Here is an 18,901-nt window from a genome sequence, read left to right on the forward strand (position 1 = left end):
AAATCATACACAAGACCGTTAGCAGTAATATCAAAAAAATAAAATGACATTTAAAATATTAGCATTTAGTACATTTTTACTTTTATCAAGTAACATTTTTGGGCAATTAAAATTTGATACCGATATTTTGGACCTCAATAAAAAGGGAAATATTTCTCGTATTGAACTAAAATCGTATAATTATAATAGAGGTGCAAAGAAACAAGAACTAAAAAAGACAGAAGTTTTTACTTTTAATTCAAAAGGGTTTAGAGTATTATATTTCTCAAATGACTACTTATCCCAAAAAGACTCTATTGTATATGATAATTCCAATAACATAAAAGAGATATACCTTTTTAATAAAGATGGTTCAAAGAAAGAAAGGATTCACGCCTTTTATGATTCGCAAAACAAACTAAATTCTGTAAAGTACTATTTGTACAATACTATCAAGAAGGAACCTATAAATTACAACAACTTACATTTTTTAAATGAAACACCTTCTAAAAATGGAACTATTCAAAAATACAAATTTGATGACGGTATTGAACAAGAGTTTCACTTCAATAAAGAAGGTCTCATGACAAAGAAGACTCGCGGAAACATAACGGACTCAAATTATCAAAAACTAGAATATGAGTATTCCGAAAAATATGACAACAAGATAAAATCTAATAAATATCGAAAAAAGTATGAACATTTATTAGTGCAACAATTTCAAAATAATTGTATTCTTTTAAACTCCCTTTATCAAGATATTTTTGATGCTAGTTCTCATATTACACAACGAGAAATTACAACAATCAAGACATTTCAGAAAAATGACACATTAATAAATATAGATTACTTTGAATATGACTCAAGCGGAAATAAATCAAAATCAATTGTGGATTACATAGCTGCTGATATAAAGTATAGTGTTGAATACAAGTACAATGACAAGAATAATTTAATTGAAGAATCCTATATAAGAAAAAATGGTACAAAAACTTATCAATATGAATATGCATATGATTCTAATAATAATTGGATAGAGAAAACTTCTTACAGAAAGCATCTAAAAAGATATGCCGACATTACAAAAAGAATAATAGTGTACAAATAATACTACTGCTAACAATGCCTAAACGTAATGCGGACTTTAGGGCTAAATCGAATGGTCTGTGTATATTTATGAAGTCGCTAAATCTTATGGATTTAGCTTTGGAACAAAAAAGAAAAAGCAAAACAATAAGCTTTAGCTTCGTGCTAAGACGGAAACGAAAGGTTTCCTTACTTCCGCACTACGCTTAGCCGAACCGTTGGCAACAATTAGGTACGTTAAAGGCACATCGTTTACAAAGTTAAAGGGACATCGTTTACACTTTTTTAGGAGTTAATTTGAGGGTACGATATACAAACAACGTTTACACTTTTTAAGTTGCATTTGAAACTAAAATTCAGATGCTATGCCTTGGAAAGAACAGACGATTATGGAACAAAAAATTGAATTTATCTGTGAATGGCGAACTGGAAAATTCACTATCACGGAGCTTTGCAGAGTCTTTAAAATCTCAAGACCGACGGCTTACAAAATCATTGCCCGGTTTGAAAATGAAGGTTATGAAGGTCTTAGTGAACTCTCCAGAAAACCACGTAGCCCACATCCTAATTCCACCGATGAAAAGATGGTGAACAGGATTCTTGAATTGAAGGTAAAAGATGGCATACAATACTTTGCATTTGATTTCGAAAATAAAACCATTGTTCTTCAAAGTTTCGGCGAAAATAATTTGGCAGCAACAAGCGTTAATGGGGAAACTCACAGAATCAATATCAACAAAGAGATTAACTCAGACACTCTACTACTTCCTAAAATTGAAGAATATCGAGTTTAGCATAATAAGCATCGTTATAAGTTCTATTATTGTGACAAAAAATGTAGCGGAATAAAAACTGACTATTATTCAAATGAATCTACTCGAACCGATGGAAAATTTAGTAAAGGACTTGCAATTGAGGAATTAAAAAAAATCTATATCAGAAAGAAATCACTTAGCTAATGAAATATAAGAATCTAATTATTACAATTGGGGTTATAGGAAATATCCTGCTTTTAATCAGGTTCTTAATTGACCCCTATTTAATATTTTGCGAACCTTGTATTTCAGGTCGCACGTGCCCACCTTGTCGCACCGAGTTTGCTAACAATATTTGGATTTATTTCCTCATATGGAACCTGTTGGTTGTACTATTAGTTACGCTTAGCAAACAAAAAATAAAATAAAATATTTTGGAATAATCATTCCAATATTATTACCTTTGCTTCGTGAATAAGAAAGAAGCCATACTATCATCAGCACTTAAATTGCTTACAGAGAAAGGAGTACACAATACCCCAATGTCCGCTATTGCAAAAGCTGCCGGTACTGGTATGGGAACTATCTATAACTACTTCCCTAATAAAGATGTTCTTATCAATGAAATTTACATTAGCATCAAGAATAAAGAAAAAGCCCTCTTTCTAGATTTTGATGCCAACCAACCAATTAAAACCCAATTTGAGACCTATTTTTCCTCAATAATTGAATTTTTTATTGAAAATCCGGAGAGTTTTAAGTTTATGGAGCAATTACAAGCATCTCCTATTATTACAGAAGAAATACGAACAGAAGGTGCAAAAGCTATCAATCCGGTAAAAGAACTATTAATAAAAGGTAAACAGGAACGCATTATAAAAGTTATTGCAGTAGATGAGTTACTCATGTTTATTGGTGGTGCCGTATTATCGTATTTAAGATGGTATTTTAATCAATCTACCGTAAAAAAAGCTTCCCTTAACAACCAATTACAATTGGTTTGGGACGGAATTAAAGAATAAAAAAATTTGTTTAACATTTGGAATGAACGTTCACTCCAATAAAATTATGTACTTATGAAAAAAAATGTGCTTATTACAGGAACATCAACAGGTGTTGGTTTTGAAAGTGCCATCCTATTCGCAAAAAACAACTACAAGGTATATGCAACCATGCGTAATCTTAAAAAAGGGGTAGAACTAGAAAAAAGGATTGCAGAAGAAAATTTAGATATTGAAATTCTACCATTAGATGTTACTAAAATAACCTCTATTGAATCTGCCCTTAAAACAATCATAGACAAGGATGGGAGAATAGATATTTTATATAATAATGCAGGAGCCGGATTTGCAAAAACAACCGAGCAAAGTACTGAAGATGAAATTAGATGGGTTACAGACGTAAATTATCTGGGAGTTGTATTCTGTACCCAAGCTGTCTTACCTTATATGAGAAAGCAAAAATCTGGTCAGATAATTACTATAACTTCCGTAGGCGGTTTGGTTGGTCAGCCATTTAATGAATTGTATTGCGGAGCAAAATTTGCCGTTGAAGGTTTTATGGAAGGTCTAGCTACCTACGTAAGTGATGCCTTTAATATTAAAATATCTTGTGTTGAGCCTGGCGGAATTTCAACAGAATTTATGACCTCCGCTATTGGTAAAACCGCTGTTGAAGGTCAGTTTGCCACCGGAGAATATCTACCCATTTTTGAAAGGTACATGGCCGGTAACCAAAAGAGAGCCAATGAAAGTAAAGATCAAGTATACCAAACCGGACTAGAGGTTGCCAATGTAGTTTTAGAGGTGGCACAAAACGAAAACCCACCTTTACGCATTAGAACTTCTAAATGGGCAGAAGAATTTTGCAACCTAAAAACACAAGCAGATCCAGATGGATCTAAAATAGTTCAACAATTAAAAGATAGTTTTCTATAAAACATCTGTTCAAAACTCAATGACCTTTATTAAGGTCATTGAGTTACTTTAAAGTTCGTTTTAATTTGTACTATCATCACAAATAATATAATACTTATGTAACCTAAACTATTTAAAATTATTAACTTTAAATTCCTTAGCAATACGAATTTATAATGTTAAATATTCAATTTAAAAGCATAGTTGTAGGCCTACTACTAATATCTTTCACAGCTTGTAAAAATGCAAAATCAAATACCAAAACAGATGCTGATAATGAAGTAACCATTTCGGTAAAAAAAGAGAACTTTTTATCTGGCGGTTTAGTTGAGCCCATTTCTATTGTTAGTAGAGAATTATCTGATGGTTCTACTGCAGATTGTTATAAAATAGTGGTCACCTCTACCCCAACTGACCATGAAATGGGACCATGGTGTCCTGATAATATTGCTGATGATGCATCTGCTGGCGGAATTTGGTTAGAAGATGGTAAAGTATATGATGTAGATGGCGAATTCGTAAAAAACTTAGGTACGTTCTATGATGATGAGACTTGGATGATGTACAATAGTGAAACGGGAAAAATCACTAAAACAAGTACTAAAGAAGAATGTAACGATGCCGCTAACCCTAACGTAGGTGAAGAATATCAAAATTTTTGTGTAGAATGTTTGCCCTCTTATGTCGCTGATATTTCACACACATACTATATACCCGTTACTCCTAAAAAAGCTAAAAATCCATATCCGTTTTCTAACGGACCAGCTGGCGGACCACCTCCTGGTGGCGGACCAGATGATGGACATGAAAGACCAGGACCACCACCTGGCGGACCTGGCGGTAATTCCACAACCCCATCTGATAGAGGACTAGCATTTAACGGCGTTGTCTTTAATGCTCCTGCACCTACAGACAATATTTTAGCTGCTTATACCTTGGCTCCTTTTGATGATGCTGGCGGACATATAAACTTACATGAAGGGTATCATTACCATGCCGCAACAGGTGTATCAAAAAAAATAGAACAGCAAGATAATCATTCTGCAATGATCGGTTATGCTTTTGACGGTTACGGAATTTTTGAAAATGCGGATTCAGATGGAAATGAATACACAGACTTGGATGATTCTAGAGGTCATTATGATGAAACTAGAGGCTATCATTACCATGTAGACAAAGCCGGAAACAATAATTTCATTGATGGCTTACGTGGTGAATATGCTTTGTAAAAACACTGCTTTAAAAATTATATTTTTCAGTTTGCTATGGTTAAATACTACCGCATTTGCCCATAGTCCTGATTTTTCAAGTATCATCATCTCTAAAACCGAAAACGGACAAATTGTTTTACAACTAAACAGTTCATTGACTGCTTTTCAACAAGAAGTAAATTATGCAAACGGAGAAGGTGCTTATAAATCTCCAGAAGAATTTCAAAACCTAGTACTTGATCTTTTTAATTCTAGGTTTTCTTTTATCATTAATGAGAAAGACACTTTACACTTCAAAAATTCTAAAGTGTTTTTAGGTCATGAAACTAAAATTGTCACAGAGATCGTAGGCCTACCAGAAGAGGTAAAAGTTATTCAATTAAAAAATGAGATGTTTAAGGATATTCATGGTAACCAGTCTGTAGCCATATTTTTATTGGACGGGTTTCCAAAAGAAAAATTTACTTTACATCCTGATAATCAACACGAAATAAACATTATTTTAGAAGATGGAAAATGGGTAGTGCCAACAGCTAAAAGTAATCAAGCACCCTTGAAGTATTTACCTTATCTAATTACTTTGATAATTGGAGGTCTCCTACTTTTAATTTCTAGAAAAAGAAAATTTCAATAATGAAAAAACCAAAAACAGTAGTCTATATTGCTTTGGTCATCGTTGTAGTAGGGCTAGTCTTTCAATTTATGGAAATGGGAGTTTTTGGTGAAGATCCCATACCTGACATTACCCAATACAACCAGCTGTTTTTTTGGACTGGAATTCTTGTTTGGTCTCTTGGATATATGCAGCAAGAAGCTGTAAAAAAGAAGGATAGCGAAAATGACCTGTGAACTAAACAACAATCTAAATGGTCTGCTTGTTATGAACTACCACTGTAAAACAAACGAACCTTTCGCTACCCTCTTCTTAAAAAATTTATTCTCGTTTACTTGAATAAACGAATAGAAGATTCTTTCAAATTTAACTTTGCCGGTTGTGGAAACTCAGCATGAACAATCAACACATTTTCATGATGTTGCTCTAGCTTACTTAATATATCTCTATTGAGTAATAAAATGGTTGAATGGCCATAATGATCTAATTTATCAAGAATGGTTTTTCCGTTGAACTCACAAACCCAATGGGTCTCAGACATATTCTCTTCATAAAACAATTCTAAAGTAGGCACTTGGTAATAATCATGCTCACCAATACCTTCTAAATCAAAAACCAAACGAAGTAATCCGCTTTCTAACTTTGCACCTTCATTAGAGATTCCTAATTCTTCAAAAGATAATTTACCTGAAGTTGGTTCATTAAATTTCACTTTTATCTCTCCTTGATTTATTTCTACTTTGCTCATCTACGTTTGTTTTTATGATATCATCAAAGCTAGAGAACAACGTAAATTTATACTATGATATTTATCAGGATTGAAAAAATTAATACTAAAAAGAAGATTTACTTACAACGATATAAAGTGGTTACAATTAGGCCGTTTTTATCAATAACTGATAATAATACGCTCTCTTCAAGCATCTTAAAATTAAATGGAGGCAACAAAAGATTTATACCACTCTGCTTTTTTAAACGAGTGCCTTGACCTGAGATAATATCTATATTAGGCACGAAATCACCTTCAGGTACATGCTCTGTTACTATTACATAATCATAACTCGATAATTTTGCCACCACTTGTTTTATCTCATCGTTAGAGATGTGTTGTAATACTTGGCGTACAATAGCACAATTTGCAATTGGCAACTCATCTACGGCTATATCTAAACATTGAAATTCTAGATCTGCCAATTTAAACTCTTGCTTGTTTCGCTCAATTAGCTCAGGTACAATATCAACGGCAATGTAGTTCTTGGTATACTTCACCAACTCCTTGCCAACGTTAAAATCTCCGCACCCTAAATCGCACACCGAAACCGGACTTTCAAACGCATTTAAGAATTTGACCAGAGCTTCTACATAAGGCGCTACAATTTCTGAACGATATGATCCATCACCAGAGTAAAAATCTGAAGTACTGCTACCCCACAGGTTCTTTTCATAGACCTGCTGCATGGCATCTTTCGTGGGCCATGGTTTTTTATTGCGTTTCGATTTATTTTCTTTTTTATTCACCGTACTCTATATTAAAAAAAACAAGCCATAAACTTTCGTTTATGGCTTGTTAATATACTTTAAAATAGATGAATTCTAATTATTTCTGAGTTGCTATCCAAGTCTTTACTCTACGTTCTAACAATTCTAAAGGCAAAGCACCTCCGCCAAGAATAGTATCGTGAAATCCTTTGATATTAAATTTATCACCTAACTCGGTTTCTGCCATTTTACGCAATTCTTGAATTTTAAGCATCCCAATTTTATAAGAAGTCGCCTGCCCTGGCATTACCATATACCGCTGAACTTCTGCAACAATTGCACCTTGAGAAATTGAAGAATTCTCTGTAAAATATTTTACAGCATCTGCTTCTGTCCATCCTTTTGCATGTATTCCTGTGTCTACCACCAAACGTATTGCTCTCCAAATTTCATTTACCAAACGACCGAAATCATAATATGGATTCTGGTAACCGCCCATTTCTTTTGCCAATGCTTCTGAGTATAATCCCCAACCTTCACTATAAACACTAAAACCAGCCTGAGTTCTAAACTTAGGTACAGATTCTAATTCTTGTGCTATAGATATTTGCATGTGATGCCCTGGGTTACCTTCATGATACGCAACACCCTCCATCGTAGATTTAGGCATAGCGTTCATATCTGATAAATGTACATAATACGTACCATTTCTAGAACCGTCGGGTGTACCTGCAGAATAGTGCTGTGGCGCTCCATCCTGTTCACGAAAAGCCTCTACCCTTTTTACCTGCAACTTTGCTTTTGGCAAAATACCAAAGTAGTCTGGCAGCTTCTTCGTTAAATCATCTAAATACTTTGTGGACTCATCTAAATACCCCTGTCTACCTTCGTCTGTATTTGGAAAAAAGAATTGCGGGTCTGTATTTACAAATTTGAAAAAGGCATTTAAATCGCCATCAAAACCTACCTTTTCTTTGATTGCCATCATTTCTTCTTTTATCCTTGCTACCTCTGCCAGACCAATTTCATGAATTTCGTCTGCTGTTAAATCTGTGGTAGTAAAAACTTTTAAACGATAATTATAAAAATCTTTACCGTTCTCATGACGACTTACTCCCGTTGGTGTTTCTTCCGCATTATCAACCTCACTTTCTAACCAAGCCAACAATTTATCATATGATGGTGAAAAATACTCATTAAGAACCTTTACCGATTCTTCTTTTAGTGAAGTAGCCTCTTCTGCCGTAATTTCTTCTGATGCTAAAAGCGCATCAATTTTACCGTTCATATCATTAAGCAATGGTGTACCATCTTTCAATGATTTTGTTTGAGCAATAACCGTGGTAAATGCAAATTTTGGAGGTAAATTTCCTGCTGTGGCTTGTTCTTTTGCTCGCTCTACCAATTGATCAATTCCTCTGGAGACCTCTTTAACCCTAGAGATATAAGCGTTCATATCAGAAAGACTATCTACCTTATGAAAATTGATTAAATAACTTGGTAAACGCGTATGCATACCACGCATTTGATCAAAAACGTAATCTAAGTTCTCAAAAGTGGCACCTTCTTTTAATGTTTCATATTGGTAGACCCATAAATCATAAGACGTTTTATCGGCATCATTTAGCTTATCATAATCGAATTTCTCTTTTAATTCGTTGGTAGTTTCTGTATACCAAGCCAACTCTTTTTCTTCAGCTGCTTTACTTAAATCATCAATTTTATCATATTGATCTTTTCTGCCCTGAGCGGTCAACGCTAACGGACTCATTTGTAACTGCTCTTCGTATTTATCGTCGAACCATCTGTTCAAGGCTACCGTTTGATCTACCTCAACCTTTGGTTCTTCTTTACATGAAGAAAGTAGCAGAAAAGCTATCAAAAAGCTTGTTGCAATGCTCGTAGAAATAATTCTTTTCATGATAATTAAATTTGGATTTAGTTTGTTATAATTCTGCTTCTCGTTATTATTCTGAACAGCAGGTGGGGAAGATTTAAAGATACTGATTTTGATTATATACACTCCTCTTTTTATATTCAACACTTAAGGCTTTTTCACATCAAGGAATTAAACTATTTTTCTAGACTTATTTAAACTAATCACAAGAATATCCGCATTAAACCATAAAAATATATATTCACTAACTTAAGATAAATATTAAAGCTTAAAATTCTTAACCCTATAGTCTTATCAATGGAACAAATTAAAATCATTTTCTTTCTATTAGCTTCATTCTTTGGTATTACAGAAAGTAAAATTGCGGCCGACAAAAACACCGTAACCGTTTATCCGGAAGACCATAAAATTGAGATTGTACAAGAACATCTTTTTACCATTATACAAACAGAAAAAGATACCGCACTGACCCTAGCACAATGGGAACAATTAGCAAAATGGAAAGAAAATAAACTGTCATGGGCTAAAGAGTTAGAAAATTTTACCAATAAAGATGTGACTATTGAAAATAATGAAGGAACTATAGCACCACGCATTTCTTTTAATTATACTGACGAAAAAGATTTGCGTGCCCTGGGCATTTGGTATAACAAAGAGAAAAATCAATATTCAATTAATAATGTTCCAAGAGAGCATACCACTAGCAAAAACGGTAAATTAGAAGGTAATTATTGGACTTTTGACGGAGGCAGTACATTTAGCTTTACTAATGAGGCTTTTGTTGACCTGCCTAATGAATATAAAAAATTAAAACTTCCGATCACTGAGATCCTTAAGGACTAAATTTCAAATTATGGACTTGCAGAAAAATAAAGAAAATGCCATCGCATTCTACAAAACAGCTTATTTAGGGCAACCAAAACTGGCTATAGAGAAATATGTGGGTAATGAATATATTCAACATAACCCAGATGTAGCCAACGGCACACAAGGTTTCATTGATTATTTTGAACGTATGAAGACAGAATACCCAGAAAAGTCTATTGAATTTGTACGTTGTATTGCCGAAGGTGATTTAGTGGCATTACATACGCACCAAATATGGCCAGGAAATGACCAATACATTACCATGGATTTTTTTAGATTTGATACCAACGGTAAAATTTGTGAACATTGGGATTCTATTCAACAAATACCCGAAAAATCTAAGAACCCAAATACAATGTACTAATACAGCAACGGACAAAAGAACTCAACTTTATGAAAAATATTAATATTCAAGGTCTTAATTGGGATGCCAAATCATCGTTTCAACAAGGTCCGGCGAAAGCTCCTAACTTAATTAGAAAAGCATTGTACAGCGATTCAATGAATCTATGTACCGAATTCGGGGTATCAATTGAAAATGATGCCATAACCGATAAAGGTGATTTTACCATAAATGAGTATTTTGATATTACAGAAATTACCAGAAAGAATATTGAATCTGGCGCTAAACTACTTTCATTAGGCGGTGATCATTCGGTTACTTTTCCTATTATAAAAGCATTTCATGAGCACTACCCAAAACTAGATATTTTACATATAGATGCCCATGCAGATCTGTACCATGACTATGAAGGCGACCCGTATTCTCACGCATGCCCTTTTGCAAGAATTATGGAAAATGGATTTGCCGTAAAACTGGTTCAAGTAGGTATTAGAACTTTGAATCCGCATCAGGCTGCACAAGCAAAAAAGTACAATGTAGACGTTCATGAAATGCGAAATCTTGACCTAAATAACATTCCTAAATTTGAGAATCCATTGTATATAACTTTAGACATGGACGGTTTTGACCCTGCCTTTGCACCAGGAGTTTCTCATCATGAGCCTGGCGGACTCTCATCGCGCCAAGTTTTAGATTTAATTCATAACATTGATACCGAAGTGGTGGGTGCCGATATTGTCGAATATAATCCTAATCGAGATTTTCATGATATGACCGCTTATTTGGCTGCAAAAATGATGAAAGAACTTATTGGTAAAATGATGGAACGTTAAAACATATTTCAATAAAAACCATTAAATTGACCTTTTACTAAACCCAAACCCCTAATGCCGTTTTCTTTTAAAAATTTTATGAAACTCCATAAGGTTTCCTTGATATTGGCGATATTGAGTTTTGTATTCTATTACACCTTTGCATATCACTTACAGAGAACAGATTTCATAAAGCTGCTTACGCTCTTTGTTGCGCTTTTCTTTTTCTGTTTTAAACTTATACAGTTCGAGAAATTGAACTTTAGATTTCTACTGGGCATAGGAGTGATTTTTAGACTTATTTTTCTTTGTATAGAACCTAATTTATCTCAAGATTTTTATCGTTTTATTTGGGACGGACATTTGGTTTCTAGTGGTGCCAACCCCTATTTGCACACCCCAGATCAGTTAATGACAAACATGGTATCTATGATACCAAATGCCAATATACTTTATGAAGGTATGGGCAGTTTAAGTGCACGCCACTATAGCAATTACCCACCTTTGAACCAGCTTATTTTTGCAATTGCAGCATTTGTAGGTGGTAAGAGTATTTTTGCGTCACTGCTGACCCTACGGGCAATTATTATACTTGCCGATATTGGTATATTCTATTTTGGCAGAAAGCTGCTAAAAAATCTGAACAGATCTCCGCATTTAATATTCTGGTATTTTTTAAATCCGCTTGTAATTGTAGAGCTTACCGGCAATCTTCATTTTGAAGGTGTTATGCTGTTTTTCTTTATTCTAGCTATGTTTTTATTATCAATAGATAAATGGAAAACTGCAGGTATAGTTATGGCTTGTTCTATTTCAATAAAACTAGTACCCCTATTATTTTTACCACTTTTCTTTAAGTACCTAGGATGGAAAAAAAGTATCATTTTCTATATGATCATTGGTATCACTTCAATCGTTCTTTTTCTACCATTTAATACCCCAGAGTTTATAGACAACTATTCTAAAACTCTGAAGCTATGGTTCTCAAATTTTGAATTCAATGCTAGCATCTATAATATCGCTAAAAAAACTGCCATACATTTTGATGCAAAGCCGTGGGAGTTCATTAAAGAATATGGCAAAATTACTCCGTTACTTACCATAGCCACCGTAGGTCTATTTACATTTTTACCAAAAAGATATGACTTAAACAGAGTGCTTTGGTCTATGATGTGGGTTTTGACCATCTATTACTTTATGTCTACTACGGTACACCCGTGGTATGCCATTTTTCTGGTGTTACTTTCTATTTTTACAACGTATAGATATGCTATCATTTGGTCTGCCGCTATTGTATTAAGCTACTTGGCTTATTCTCAGGCAGATTTCAAAGAAAACCTCTGGCTTCTTGCCATTGAGTATATTTCAGTGTACGGCTTCATTATTTATGAAATTGTTGCACATAATAACAAAAAGTGAAGTTTTTGTAAAAATTATACGATGAGTGATGTCAAATAAATATAATTTGTACATTTACCCTGTAATGAACGAAAAAAACTACTTTCTATATAGTACCGTGAGCCCAGTTGCTCTTGCGCGTCCGTTCACATCTCGCCGTCGTCGCCCGTAAGGGTAAGATATAATTATGGAATTAGGTGAGTCCATTTCCGCACAGAAAATCAAAACTTTTTTTACACTTTTAAATCTAACTGGCAATGAACTTAATTGTTGCTAACGAATCACATTTTAAATACGCTCAGGATATCTGCGATACCATAGCAGATTCGGCTAAGGTTCGCGGAACAGGTATTGCGAAACGTACACCAGAATACATCCAGAGAAAACTATCTAACGGCAATGCTATTTTAGCGTTGGACGGAGAGAAATTTGCAGGCTTTTGCTATATAGAGGTTTGGGGACATGAGAAATTTGTTGCCAATTCCGGACTAATAGTACACCCTGATTATAGGGGTCAAGGACTTGCAAAAAGTATAAAAGCTAGAATTTTTGAACTCAGCAGAGAAAAATTTCCTGATGCCAAAATATTTGGGATCACCACTGGTTTAGCCGTTATGAAAATTAACTACGAGCTTGGCTACAAACCTGTTACCTTTTCTGAGCTTACAGATGATCCAGAGTTTTGGAAAGGTTGCCAAACTTGCAAAAATTTCGATATCCTTACCAGAACAGAACAAAAAATGTGCTTATGCACAGGTATGCTCTATGATGGTAATGTTAAGAAAAAAACTGAGGAAGTAAAGCATGTGAACAGTAAGGCTTTTACAAGATTAAAAAGTATTAAAGAGAGTTTGTTCCTTAAAAAGAAAGTCGAAAAAAGTAAATCATAATTCTGAAAAGAGAAAAGAACGAGCTTCAATTTTAAAATATAGTTGTTCTCAAATAAAATCTATTCTCTATTCAAATTGAATCATATAATTACCCAGATATACTGGGATTGAAAATATTAAAATGAAAAAATTAGTACTAGCATACAGCGGCGGATTAGATACATCTTATTGCGCAAAACATTTATCAAAAGACAAAGGCTTTGAAGTTCATGCAGTAAGTGTAAACACTGGTGGTTTTTCATCAGATGAAATAAAGGAAATAGAAAAGAAGGCTATTCAGTTAGGTGCTACTTCTTACACCTCTATTGATGCCGTACAAACGTTTTATGACAAGGTAGTTAAGTACCTTATTTTCGGGAACGTTCTAAAAAACAATACATACCCTCTTTCTGTGAGTGCAGAGAGAATAGTACAGGCTATAGAAATTGTAAACTACGCCAAAAAAGTTGGTGCTAAATATATCGCACATGGTAGTACAGGCGCAGGAAACGATCAAGTTCGTTTTGATATGATTTTCCAAATTATTGCTCCTGAAATAGAAATTATCACCCCTATTAGAGATAACAAATTGGCTAGAGAAGAAGAGATAGCTTATTTAAAAGAAAATGGGGTAGATTATCCTTGGGAAAAGGCAAAATACTCTATCAATAGAGGTTTATGGGGAACATCGGTAGGTGGCGAAGAAACTTTGACTTCAGACAAAGCATTACCAGATAGTGCTTACCCAAGCCAGCTACAAGAAAAAAATCCGACAGATATTACTTTAACTTTTGAAAAAGGAGAATTAGTAGCGGTTAATGGAGAAAAAGATACGCCGGTAAATAACATTGAAAAAGTTGAAGCTCTTGCATCTAAATATGCAATTGGTAGAGATATTCATGTTGGCGATACTATTATTGGTACTAAAGGAAGAGTTGGTTTTGAAGCTCCCGCCTCATTAATTATCATAAAGGCACACCATCTTTTAGAAAAGCATACGCTTACTAAATGGCAACAATATCAAAAAGAGCAACAAGGTAATTTCTACGGTATGTTATTGCATGAAGGTAATTACCTAGATGCGGTAATGAGAAATATAGAGACCTTTCTAACCGACACTCAAAAAACCGTTTCTGGTGATGTATATGTTGGCTTATATCCTTTTCAATTTAGGCTGCACGGTATTTCATCTAAACATGATTTAATGACAGATGCTTTCGGTAAATACGGTGAAGTAAATAAAGGCTGGACAGCAGATGATGCTAAAGGCTTTATTAAAATTCTATCCAATTCTGGAAAGATTTACAACCATGTGAATGGGGATCAATAAGAGTAAAGAGTTAGGAAAAAGTAGTATTAAGTAATGAGTACAAAATATTAAGTAAAATTAAAAGTATCAACAAAGTACTTAATACTTTGTACTTGATACTGATTTCTCATTCACAAAATAAAATTATGATTAAAGCAGGTATTATTGGTGGATCTGGTTACACGGGTGGCGAACTTATTCGAATTCTATTGAATCACCCCGCCGCGGAAATAGATTTTGTCTACAGTACCACCAGAGCAGGTAAAAAGGTGACTACAGCACATCCAGACTTATTAGGAACAACAGATCTAGAATTTACAGGAAATGTAAACCCAAATGTTAATGTTGTTTTTCTGTGCCTAGGCCACGGTAACTCTACGGCTTTTTTAAAGGAACATAGCTTTTCTACAGATACTATTATTATCGATTTAAGTAACGATTTTAGACTAGTTGCAGATGCTAATTTTGATGGTAAACAGTTTGTATACGGATTACCGGAATTAAATAAAAGCGAAATAGAAAATGCCAAATACATAGCCAACCCTGGTTGTTTTGCAACAGCTATTCAATTGGCATTGCTTCCATTGGCAAAAGCAAAGCTCTTAGAAAATGAAGTGCATATAAATGCCGTAACAGGTAGTACAGGTGCAGGCGTTAGTCCGTCAGCCACTTCTCATTTTTCATGGCGTAACAATAACGTAAGCTGGTACAAACCTTTTACGCATCAGCATTTAGGAGAAATCAATGAGAGTTTACATTCGCTTCAAGAAAATACTGGGAACTTATTTTTTATGCCAAATAGAGGAAATTTCACTCGTGGAATTTTAGCGACTTCGTATACCAAATTCGATGGTGATTTATCGGAAGCTAAAGCACTGTATCAAGATTTTTACAAGGATGCGGTCTTTACCCAAATTTCTGATGAGCCTATCAACTTAAAACAAGTGGTAAATACGAATCAGTGCCATATTCATTTGCATAAACACGATGATTTAATACTGGTGACCTCAGCAATTGATAATCTATTAAAAGGTGCATCTGGGCAAGCCGTTCAAAATATGAATTTAATTTTTGGTCTAGAAGAAAATTTAGGACTCAATTTAAAGGCAGGGGTATTTTAACTTCTGCTACACTCAGTACTTTACTCATTACTAAATACTAATTACAACATGAAAATAGCTATTATAGGTACCGGTAATTTAGGACTTTCCATTGCAAACGGAATTCTAAAAAGTAATGGTGCCACTAGTATGTACCTTACTAAAAGGGATACTACATCTATTGCTGATTTTGAAAAATTTGATAAGGTTACGGTTACCAACGACAATCGTTTGGCTGTACAAAATTCAGACATCTTAATATTTGCCGTGCAACCTGTTCATTTTGCCGACATTTTAGAAAGTATAAAAGACCTATTAACTGAAAACCATGTAATTATTTCTACCATAACCGGTTTTGGAATTGAAAAAATAGAGGCAGTTATTGGTAAGGATAATTACATTGTTAGAAGTATGCCTAATACCGCTATTTCTGTTGGTAAATCAATGACCTGTATTTGTAGTAATGAAAAAGGTAAAAAACGTATTGACTTAACAAAGGCTATTTTTAATAGAATGGGGCATTCTATGGAAATACCTGAAAACCAAATGCAGGCCGCAACGGTTATTTGTGCCAGTGGCATTGCTTTCTGGATGCGTTTAATACGTGCAACTACCCAAGGTGCCATACAATTAGGGTTTGATGCAAAAGAGGCTCAAGAACTTGCCATGCATACCTGTAATGGCGCCGCAAGTTTACTTATAGATTCTGGCAACCACCCAGAAGAAGAAATAGACCGTGTTACTACGCCAATGGGCTGTACAATAACCGGATTAAACGAAATGGAACACCAAGGTTTAAGCGCGTCTTTAATACGTGGTATTATTGCCTCGTACGATAAGATTACCGAATTTAAAACCAAATAAAAGTACATCAACAAATCAGTTCTTTTTTGAACTTGAATCTTTTTGAATTATGAAATTATTCGACGTTTACCCATTATATAATGTTACCCCAGTTTCCGCTAAAGGAATTGTAGTGACCGACGATAAAGGTCAAGATTACTTAGATTTCTACGGCGGACATGCCGTAATATCCATTGGTCATACGCACCCTCATTATGTGCAACGTTTAAAAGACCAGTTAGACAAAATAGGGTTTTATAGTAATGCTGTTCAAAATCCGCTACAAGAGGAACTAGCGGAAAAACTTGGTGTAATTTCTAAGTGTGAAGATTATAACCTTTTTATGTGTAACTCTGGCGCCGAGGCAAATGAAAACGCACTTAAAATGGCATCGTTTGCAACAGGGAAATCTAAAATTATAGCTTTTAACAACGGATTTCACGGGCGTACTTCTGCTGCAGTGGCGGTTACGGACAATCCTTCTATAAATGCTGAAATTAATCAACAGCATGAAGTAGTTTTTCTTGACCTGAATGACATAAAAGGTTTTGAACGAGAAATTTCTAAGAATGTCTGTGCCGTAATCATAGAATCTATACAAGGTGTAGGAGGACTAGATGAACCTAACACAGAATTTTTACAGAAAGTAGCAGCACTATGTAAAGAAAATGATGCTTTATTAATTGCTGATGAAGTACAATCCGGTTTTGGTAGAAGTGGTAAATTCTTTGGATTTCAACATCACAACATACAACCTGATATTATTAGTATTGCAAAAGGAATGGGCAACGGCTTCCCTGTTGGTGGCGTTCTTATTCACGAAAGTATAAAAGCGAAATACGGAATGCTAGGTACCACTTTTGGTGGTAATCATTTGGCTTGTGTAGCAACATTGGCTGTTTTAGAGGTCATTGAAAATGAAAACTTAATTGCAAATGCTGAAGAACTCGGGATTTATTTCAATGAAAAGGCAAAAGAAATTCCGCAAGTAAAACGAGTAAAAGGAAAAGGTTTAATGCTAGGATTAGAATTTGATTTTCAAGTAGCTGATCTACGCAAAAAATTAATTCATGAGCACCATCTTTTCACCGGTGGTGCAAAAGATAAAACGGTACTTAGAGTATTACCGGCATTGAATATTACCAAACAAGATTTAGACGTGTTTTTCACCGCTCTTAAGACTGCTTTATCATGATAAAAACGCTCAATTTAGAAAAAAGAAATGCCGTTCTAAAACGTATGGCAGAATTGGTACAACAAGAAGAATCTATTTTAATATCGGCAAATGAGAAAGATATAAATTCTTTCGAATCTGCTGACATTGCAATGATTGACCGATTAAAGGTGGATAAAGATAAGGTAAGAGAAATGGCTTCTTCCTTAAAAAAATTAGCAGCCCTAGCCGACCCTTTGCATGTAGAACGTTTTCAATTTACGCATGACAACGGTTTAGAAATCAGTAATAAAACAGCACCCTTCGGCACTATTATGATCATATATGAATCTAGACCAGACGTCACTATTGAAGCAGCCGGTATTGCTTTTAAATCTGGAAATAAGATTTTATTAAAAGGTGGTAAAGAATCGTTGAACTCGAACTTGGTTTTAGTCAATTTGTGGCATAAAGCTTTAGAATCTTGTGACTGTTCTACTGATTGGATTACGTACTTGAATTATTCAAGAACAGAAACACAGCAGTTTCTTGAAAATCCTACTCAAAAACTAGATTTAATTGTTCCGCGTGGCGGCGAAAAATTGATTGCATTTGTAAAGCAACATGCTCAGTGCCCTGTAATCGTTAGCGGTCGTGGAAACAACTTTGTATATGTTTCTCATGAAGCAGATTTGCAAATGGCTTTAGATGTAATTATCAATGCCAAGACCACAAAAATATCGGCATGTAATGCTGTTGACAAAGTGATTATTTCTAGAGATTTACCTCGTAAGGCTGAATTTCTACGTCACTTGATACAAACTTTGAAAAAACATAATGTTGAAATTCTAACCGATGCCAAACTAGCTGGTATGGATGGTACTTCTCAAATGGAAAATGAGTCCGTATGGTATGAAGAATTTTTAGACTATAAAATTGTGATTGGGCAGGTGCCCGATGTTGATGAGGCTATACAACTTATAAACACCTACGGCGGTGGACATTCAGCTGCCATTATTACAAAAGACGAAGAAGAAGCAGATACTTTTATGCAATCTGTAGATACTGCGGCTGTATACCACAATGCATCTACCCGTTTTACAGATGGCGGACAATTTGGATTAGGTGGCGAACTAGCCATCAGCACCGATAAATTACACCAACGCGGACCAATTGGTTTACAGCACTTAGTTACCAATAAATGGTACGTAAAAGGAAATGGTCAAGTTAGATAGTTAGGAGTTAGGTGGAAATAATTATCCTGACGAAAA

Annotated in this window: 20 protein-coding genes; 17 read left to right on the top strand and 3 right to left on the bottom strand. The window is 34.6% G+C overall.

The window, feature by feature from the left end:
* Positions 1-43: 43 nt before the first annotated feature.
* The 7 genes from BUC31_RS01450 (at position 44) to BUC31_RS01480 (ending at position 5,796) form a co-directional block, all read left to right on the top strand.
* Entirely contained in the window at positions 44-1,087 is a 1,044-nt protein-coding gene (locus tag BUC31_RS01450) for a hypothetical protein (protein WP_073240592.1), read from the top strand.
* Positions 1,088-1,430: 343 nt separating this feature from the next.
* On the top strand, positions 1,431-1,859 hold the full coding sequence (locus BUC31_RS01455; protein WP_073240593.1) for a helix-turn-helix domain-containing protein: 429 nt from the start codon (positions 1,431-1,433) through the stop codon (positions 1,857-1,859).
* A gap of 431 nt (positions 1,860-2,290) precedes the next feature.
* Complete coding sequence (locus BUC31_RS01460) at positions 2,291-2,842, top strand: TetR/AcrR family transcriptional regulator (RefSeq protein ID WP_073240594.1); 552 nt, start codon at positions 2,291-2,293, stop codon at positions 2,840-2,842.
* A 54-nt stretch (positions 2,843-2,896) separates the two neighbouring features.
* A complete protein-coding gene (locus BUC31_RS01465) occupies positions 2,897-3,757 on the top strand; it encodes an SDR family oxidoreductase (RefSeq protein WP_073240595.1) in 861 nt (286 codons plus the stop codon).
* A 155-nt stretch (positions 3,758-3,912) separates the two neighbouring features.
* Positions 3,913-4,965 carry a YHYH protein gene (locus BUC31_RS01470; RefSeq protein ID WP_073240596.1) on the top strand — a complete coding sequence of 351 codons (1,053 nt, stop codon included), beginning with the start codon at positions 3,913-3,915 and terminating at the stop codon, positions 4,963-4,965.
* The gene (locus tag BUC31_RS01475; protein WP_073240597.1) at positions 4,955-5,581 is read left to right on the top strand and encodes a hypothetical protein; all 627 of its coding nucleotides are present in this window, start codon (positions 4,955-4,957) and stop codon (positions 5,579-5,581) included. The genes BUC31_RS01470 and BUC31_RS01475 overlap by 11 nt, the downstream gene beginning before the upstream one ends.
* Complete coding sequence (locus BUC31_RS01480) at positions 5,581-5,796, top strand: hypothetical protein (RefSeq protein WP_073240598.1); 216 nt, start codon at positions 5,581-5,583, stop codon at positions 5,794-5,796. The genes BUC31_RS01475 and BUC31_RS01480 overlap by 1 nt, the downstream gene beginning before the upstream one ends.
* A 95-nt stretch (positions 5,797-5,891) precedes the next feature.
* On the opposite strand, the gene BUC31_RS01485 is transcribed toward BUC31_RS01480, so the two are convergent.
* The 3 genes from BUC31_RS01485 to BUC31_RS01495 form a co-directional block, all read right to left on the bottom strand.
* Positions 5,892-6,308, bottom strand: coding sequence for a hypothetical protein (locus BUC31_RS01485; RefSeq protein WP_073240599.1), 417 nt, complete (start codon positions 6,306-6,308; stop codon positions 5,892-5,894).
* 98 nt (positions 6,309-6,406) lie between these two features.
* Complete coding sequence (locus tag BUC31_RS01490; RefSeq protein WP_073240600.1) at positions 6,407-7,078, bottom strand: class I SAM-dependent methyltransferase; 672 nt, start codon at positions 7,076-7,078, stop codon at positions 6,407-6,409.
* Positions 7,079-7,157: 79 nt separating this feature from the next.
* Positions 7,158-8,960, bottom strand: coding sequence for a DUF885 domain-containing protein (locus BUC31_RS01495; protein ID WP_073240601.1), 1,803 nt, complete (start codon positions 8,958-8,960; stop codon positions 7,158-7,160).
* 273 nt (positions 8,961-9,233) lie between these two features.
* Here BUC31_RS01495 and BUC31_RS01500 point away from each other — a divergent pair, with 273 nt between their 5' ends.
* The 10 genes from BUC31_RS01500 (at position 9,234) to BUC31_RS01545 (ending at position 18,865) form a co-directional block, all read left to right on the top strand.
* On the top strand, positions 9,234-9,779 hold the full coding sequence (locus tag BUC31_RS01500) for a forkhead box protein (RefSeq protein ID WP_073240602.1): 546 nt from the start codon (positions 9,234-9,236) through the stop codon (positions 9,777-9,779).
* 10 nt (positions 9,780-9,789) lie between these two features.
* Positions 9,790-10,167, top strand: a complete 378-nt coding sequence (locus BUC31_RS01505; protein ID WP_073240603.1) for a nuclear transport factor 2 family protein — start codon at positions 9,790-9,792, stop codon at positions 10,165-10,167.
* A gap of 29 nt (positions 10,168-10,196) precedes the next feature.
* Positions 10,197-10,979 (top strand): agmatinase, encoded by a 783-nt coding sequence (gene speB, locus BUC31_RS01510; RefSeq protein ID WP_073240605.1) that lies wholly within the window; start codon positions 10,197-10,199, stop codon positions 10,977-10,979.
* A gap of 78 nt (positions 10,980-11,057) precedes the next feature.
* A complete protein-coding gene (locus BUC31_RS01515; protein WP_139251879.1) occupies positions 11,058-12,377 on the top strand; it encodes an MptA/MptB family glycosyltransferase in 1,320 nt (439 codons plus the stop codon).
* A gap of 236 nt (positions 12,378-12,613) precedes the next feature.
* Positions 12,614-13,246 carry a GNAT family N-acetyltransferase gene (locus BUC31_RS01520; protein ID WP_073240609.1) on the top strand — a complete coding sequence of 211 codons (633 nt, stop codon included), beginning with the start codon at positions 12,614-12,616 and terminating at the stop codon, positions 13,244-13,246.
* A gap of 121 nt (positions 13,247-13,367) precedes the next feature.
* Entirely contained in the window at positions 13,368-14,555 is a 1,188-nt protein-coding gene (gene argG / locus BUC31_RS01525; protein ID WP_073240611.1) for an argininosuccinate synthase, read from the top strand.
* A 125-nt stretch (positions 14,556-14,680) separates the two neighbouring features.
* Positions 14,681-15,655, top strand: coding sequence for an N-acetyl-gamma-glutamyl-phosphate reductase (gene argC / locus BUC31_RS01530; protein ID WP_073240613.1), 975 nt, complete (start codon positions 14,681-14,683; stop codon positions 15,653-15,655).
* Between the two features lie 48 nt (positions 15,656-15,703).
* The gene (gene proC / locus BUC31_RS01535; RefSeq protein WP_073240615.1) at positions 15,704-16,498 is read left to right on the top strand and encodes a pyrroline-5-carboxylate reductase; all 795 of its coding nucleotides are present in this window, start codon (positions 15,704-15,706) and stop codon (positions 16,496-16,498) included.
* 49 nt (positions 16,499-16,547) lie between these two features.
* On the top strand, positions 16,548-17,672 hold the full coding sequence (locus tag BUC31_RS01540) for an aspartate aminotransferase family protein (RefSeq protein ID WP_073240617.1): 1,125 nt from the start codon (positions 16,548-16,550) through the stop codon (positions 17,670-17,672).
* The gene (locus tag BUC31_RS01545) at positions 17,669-18,865 is read left to right on the top strand and encodes a glutamate-5-semialdehyde dehydrogenase (protein WP_170861915.1); all 1,197 of its coding nucleotides are present in this window, start codon (positions 17,669-17,671) and stop codon (positions 18,863-18,865) included. Before BUC31_RS01540 ends, BUC31_RS01545 begins: the two co-directional genes overlap by 4 nt.
* Positions 18,866-18,901: the final 36 nt, after the last annotated feature.

The organism is Maribacter aquivivus, from assembly GCF_900142175.1.
GTDB classification, from domain to species: domain Bacteria; phylum Bacteroidota; class Bacteroidia; order Flavobacteriales; family Flavobacteriaceae; genus Maribacter; species Maribacter aquivivus.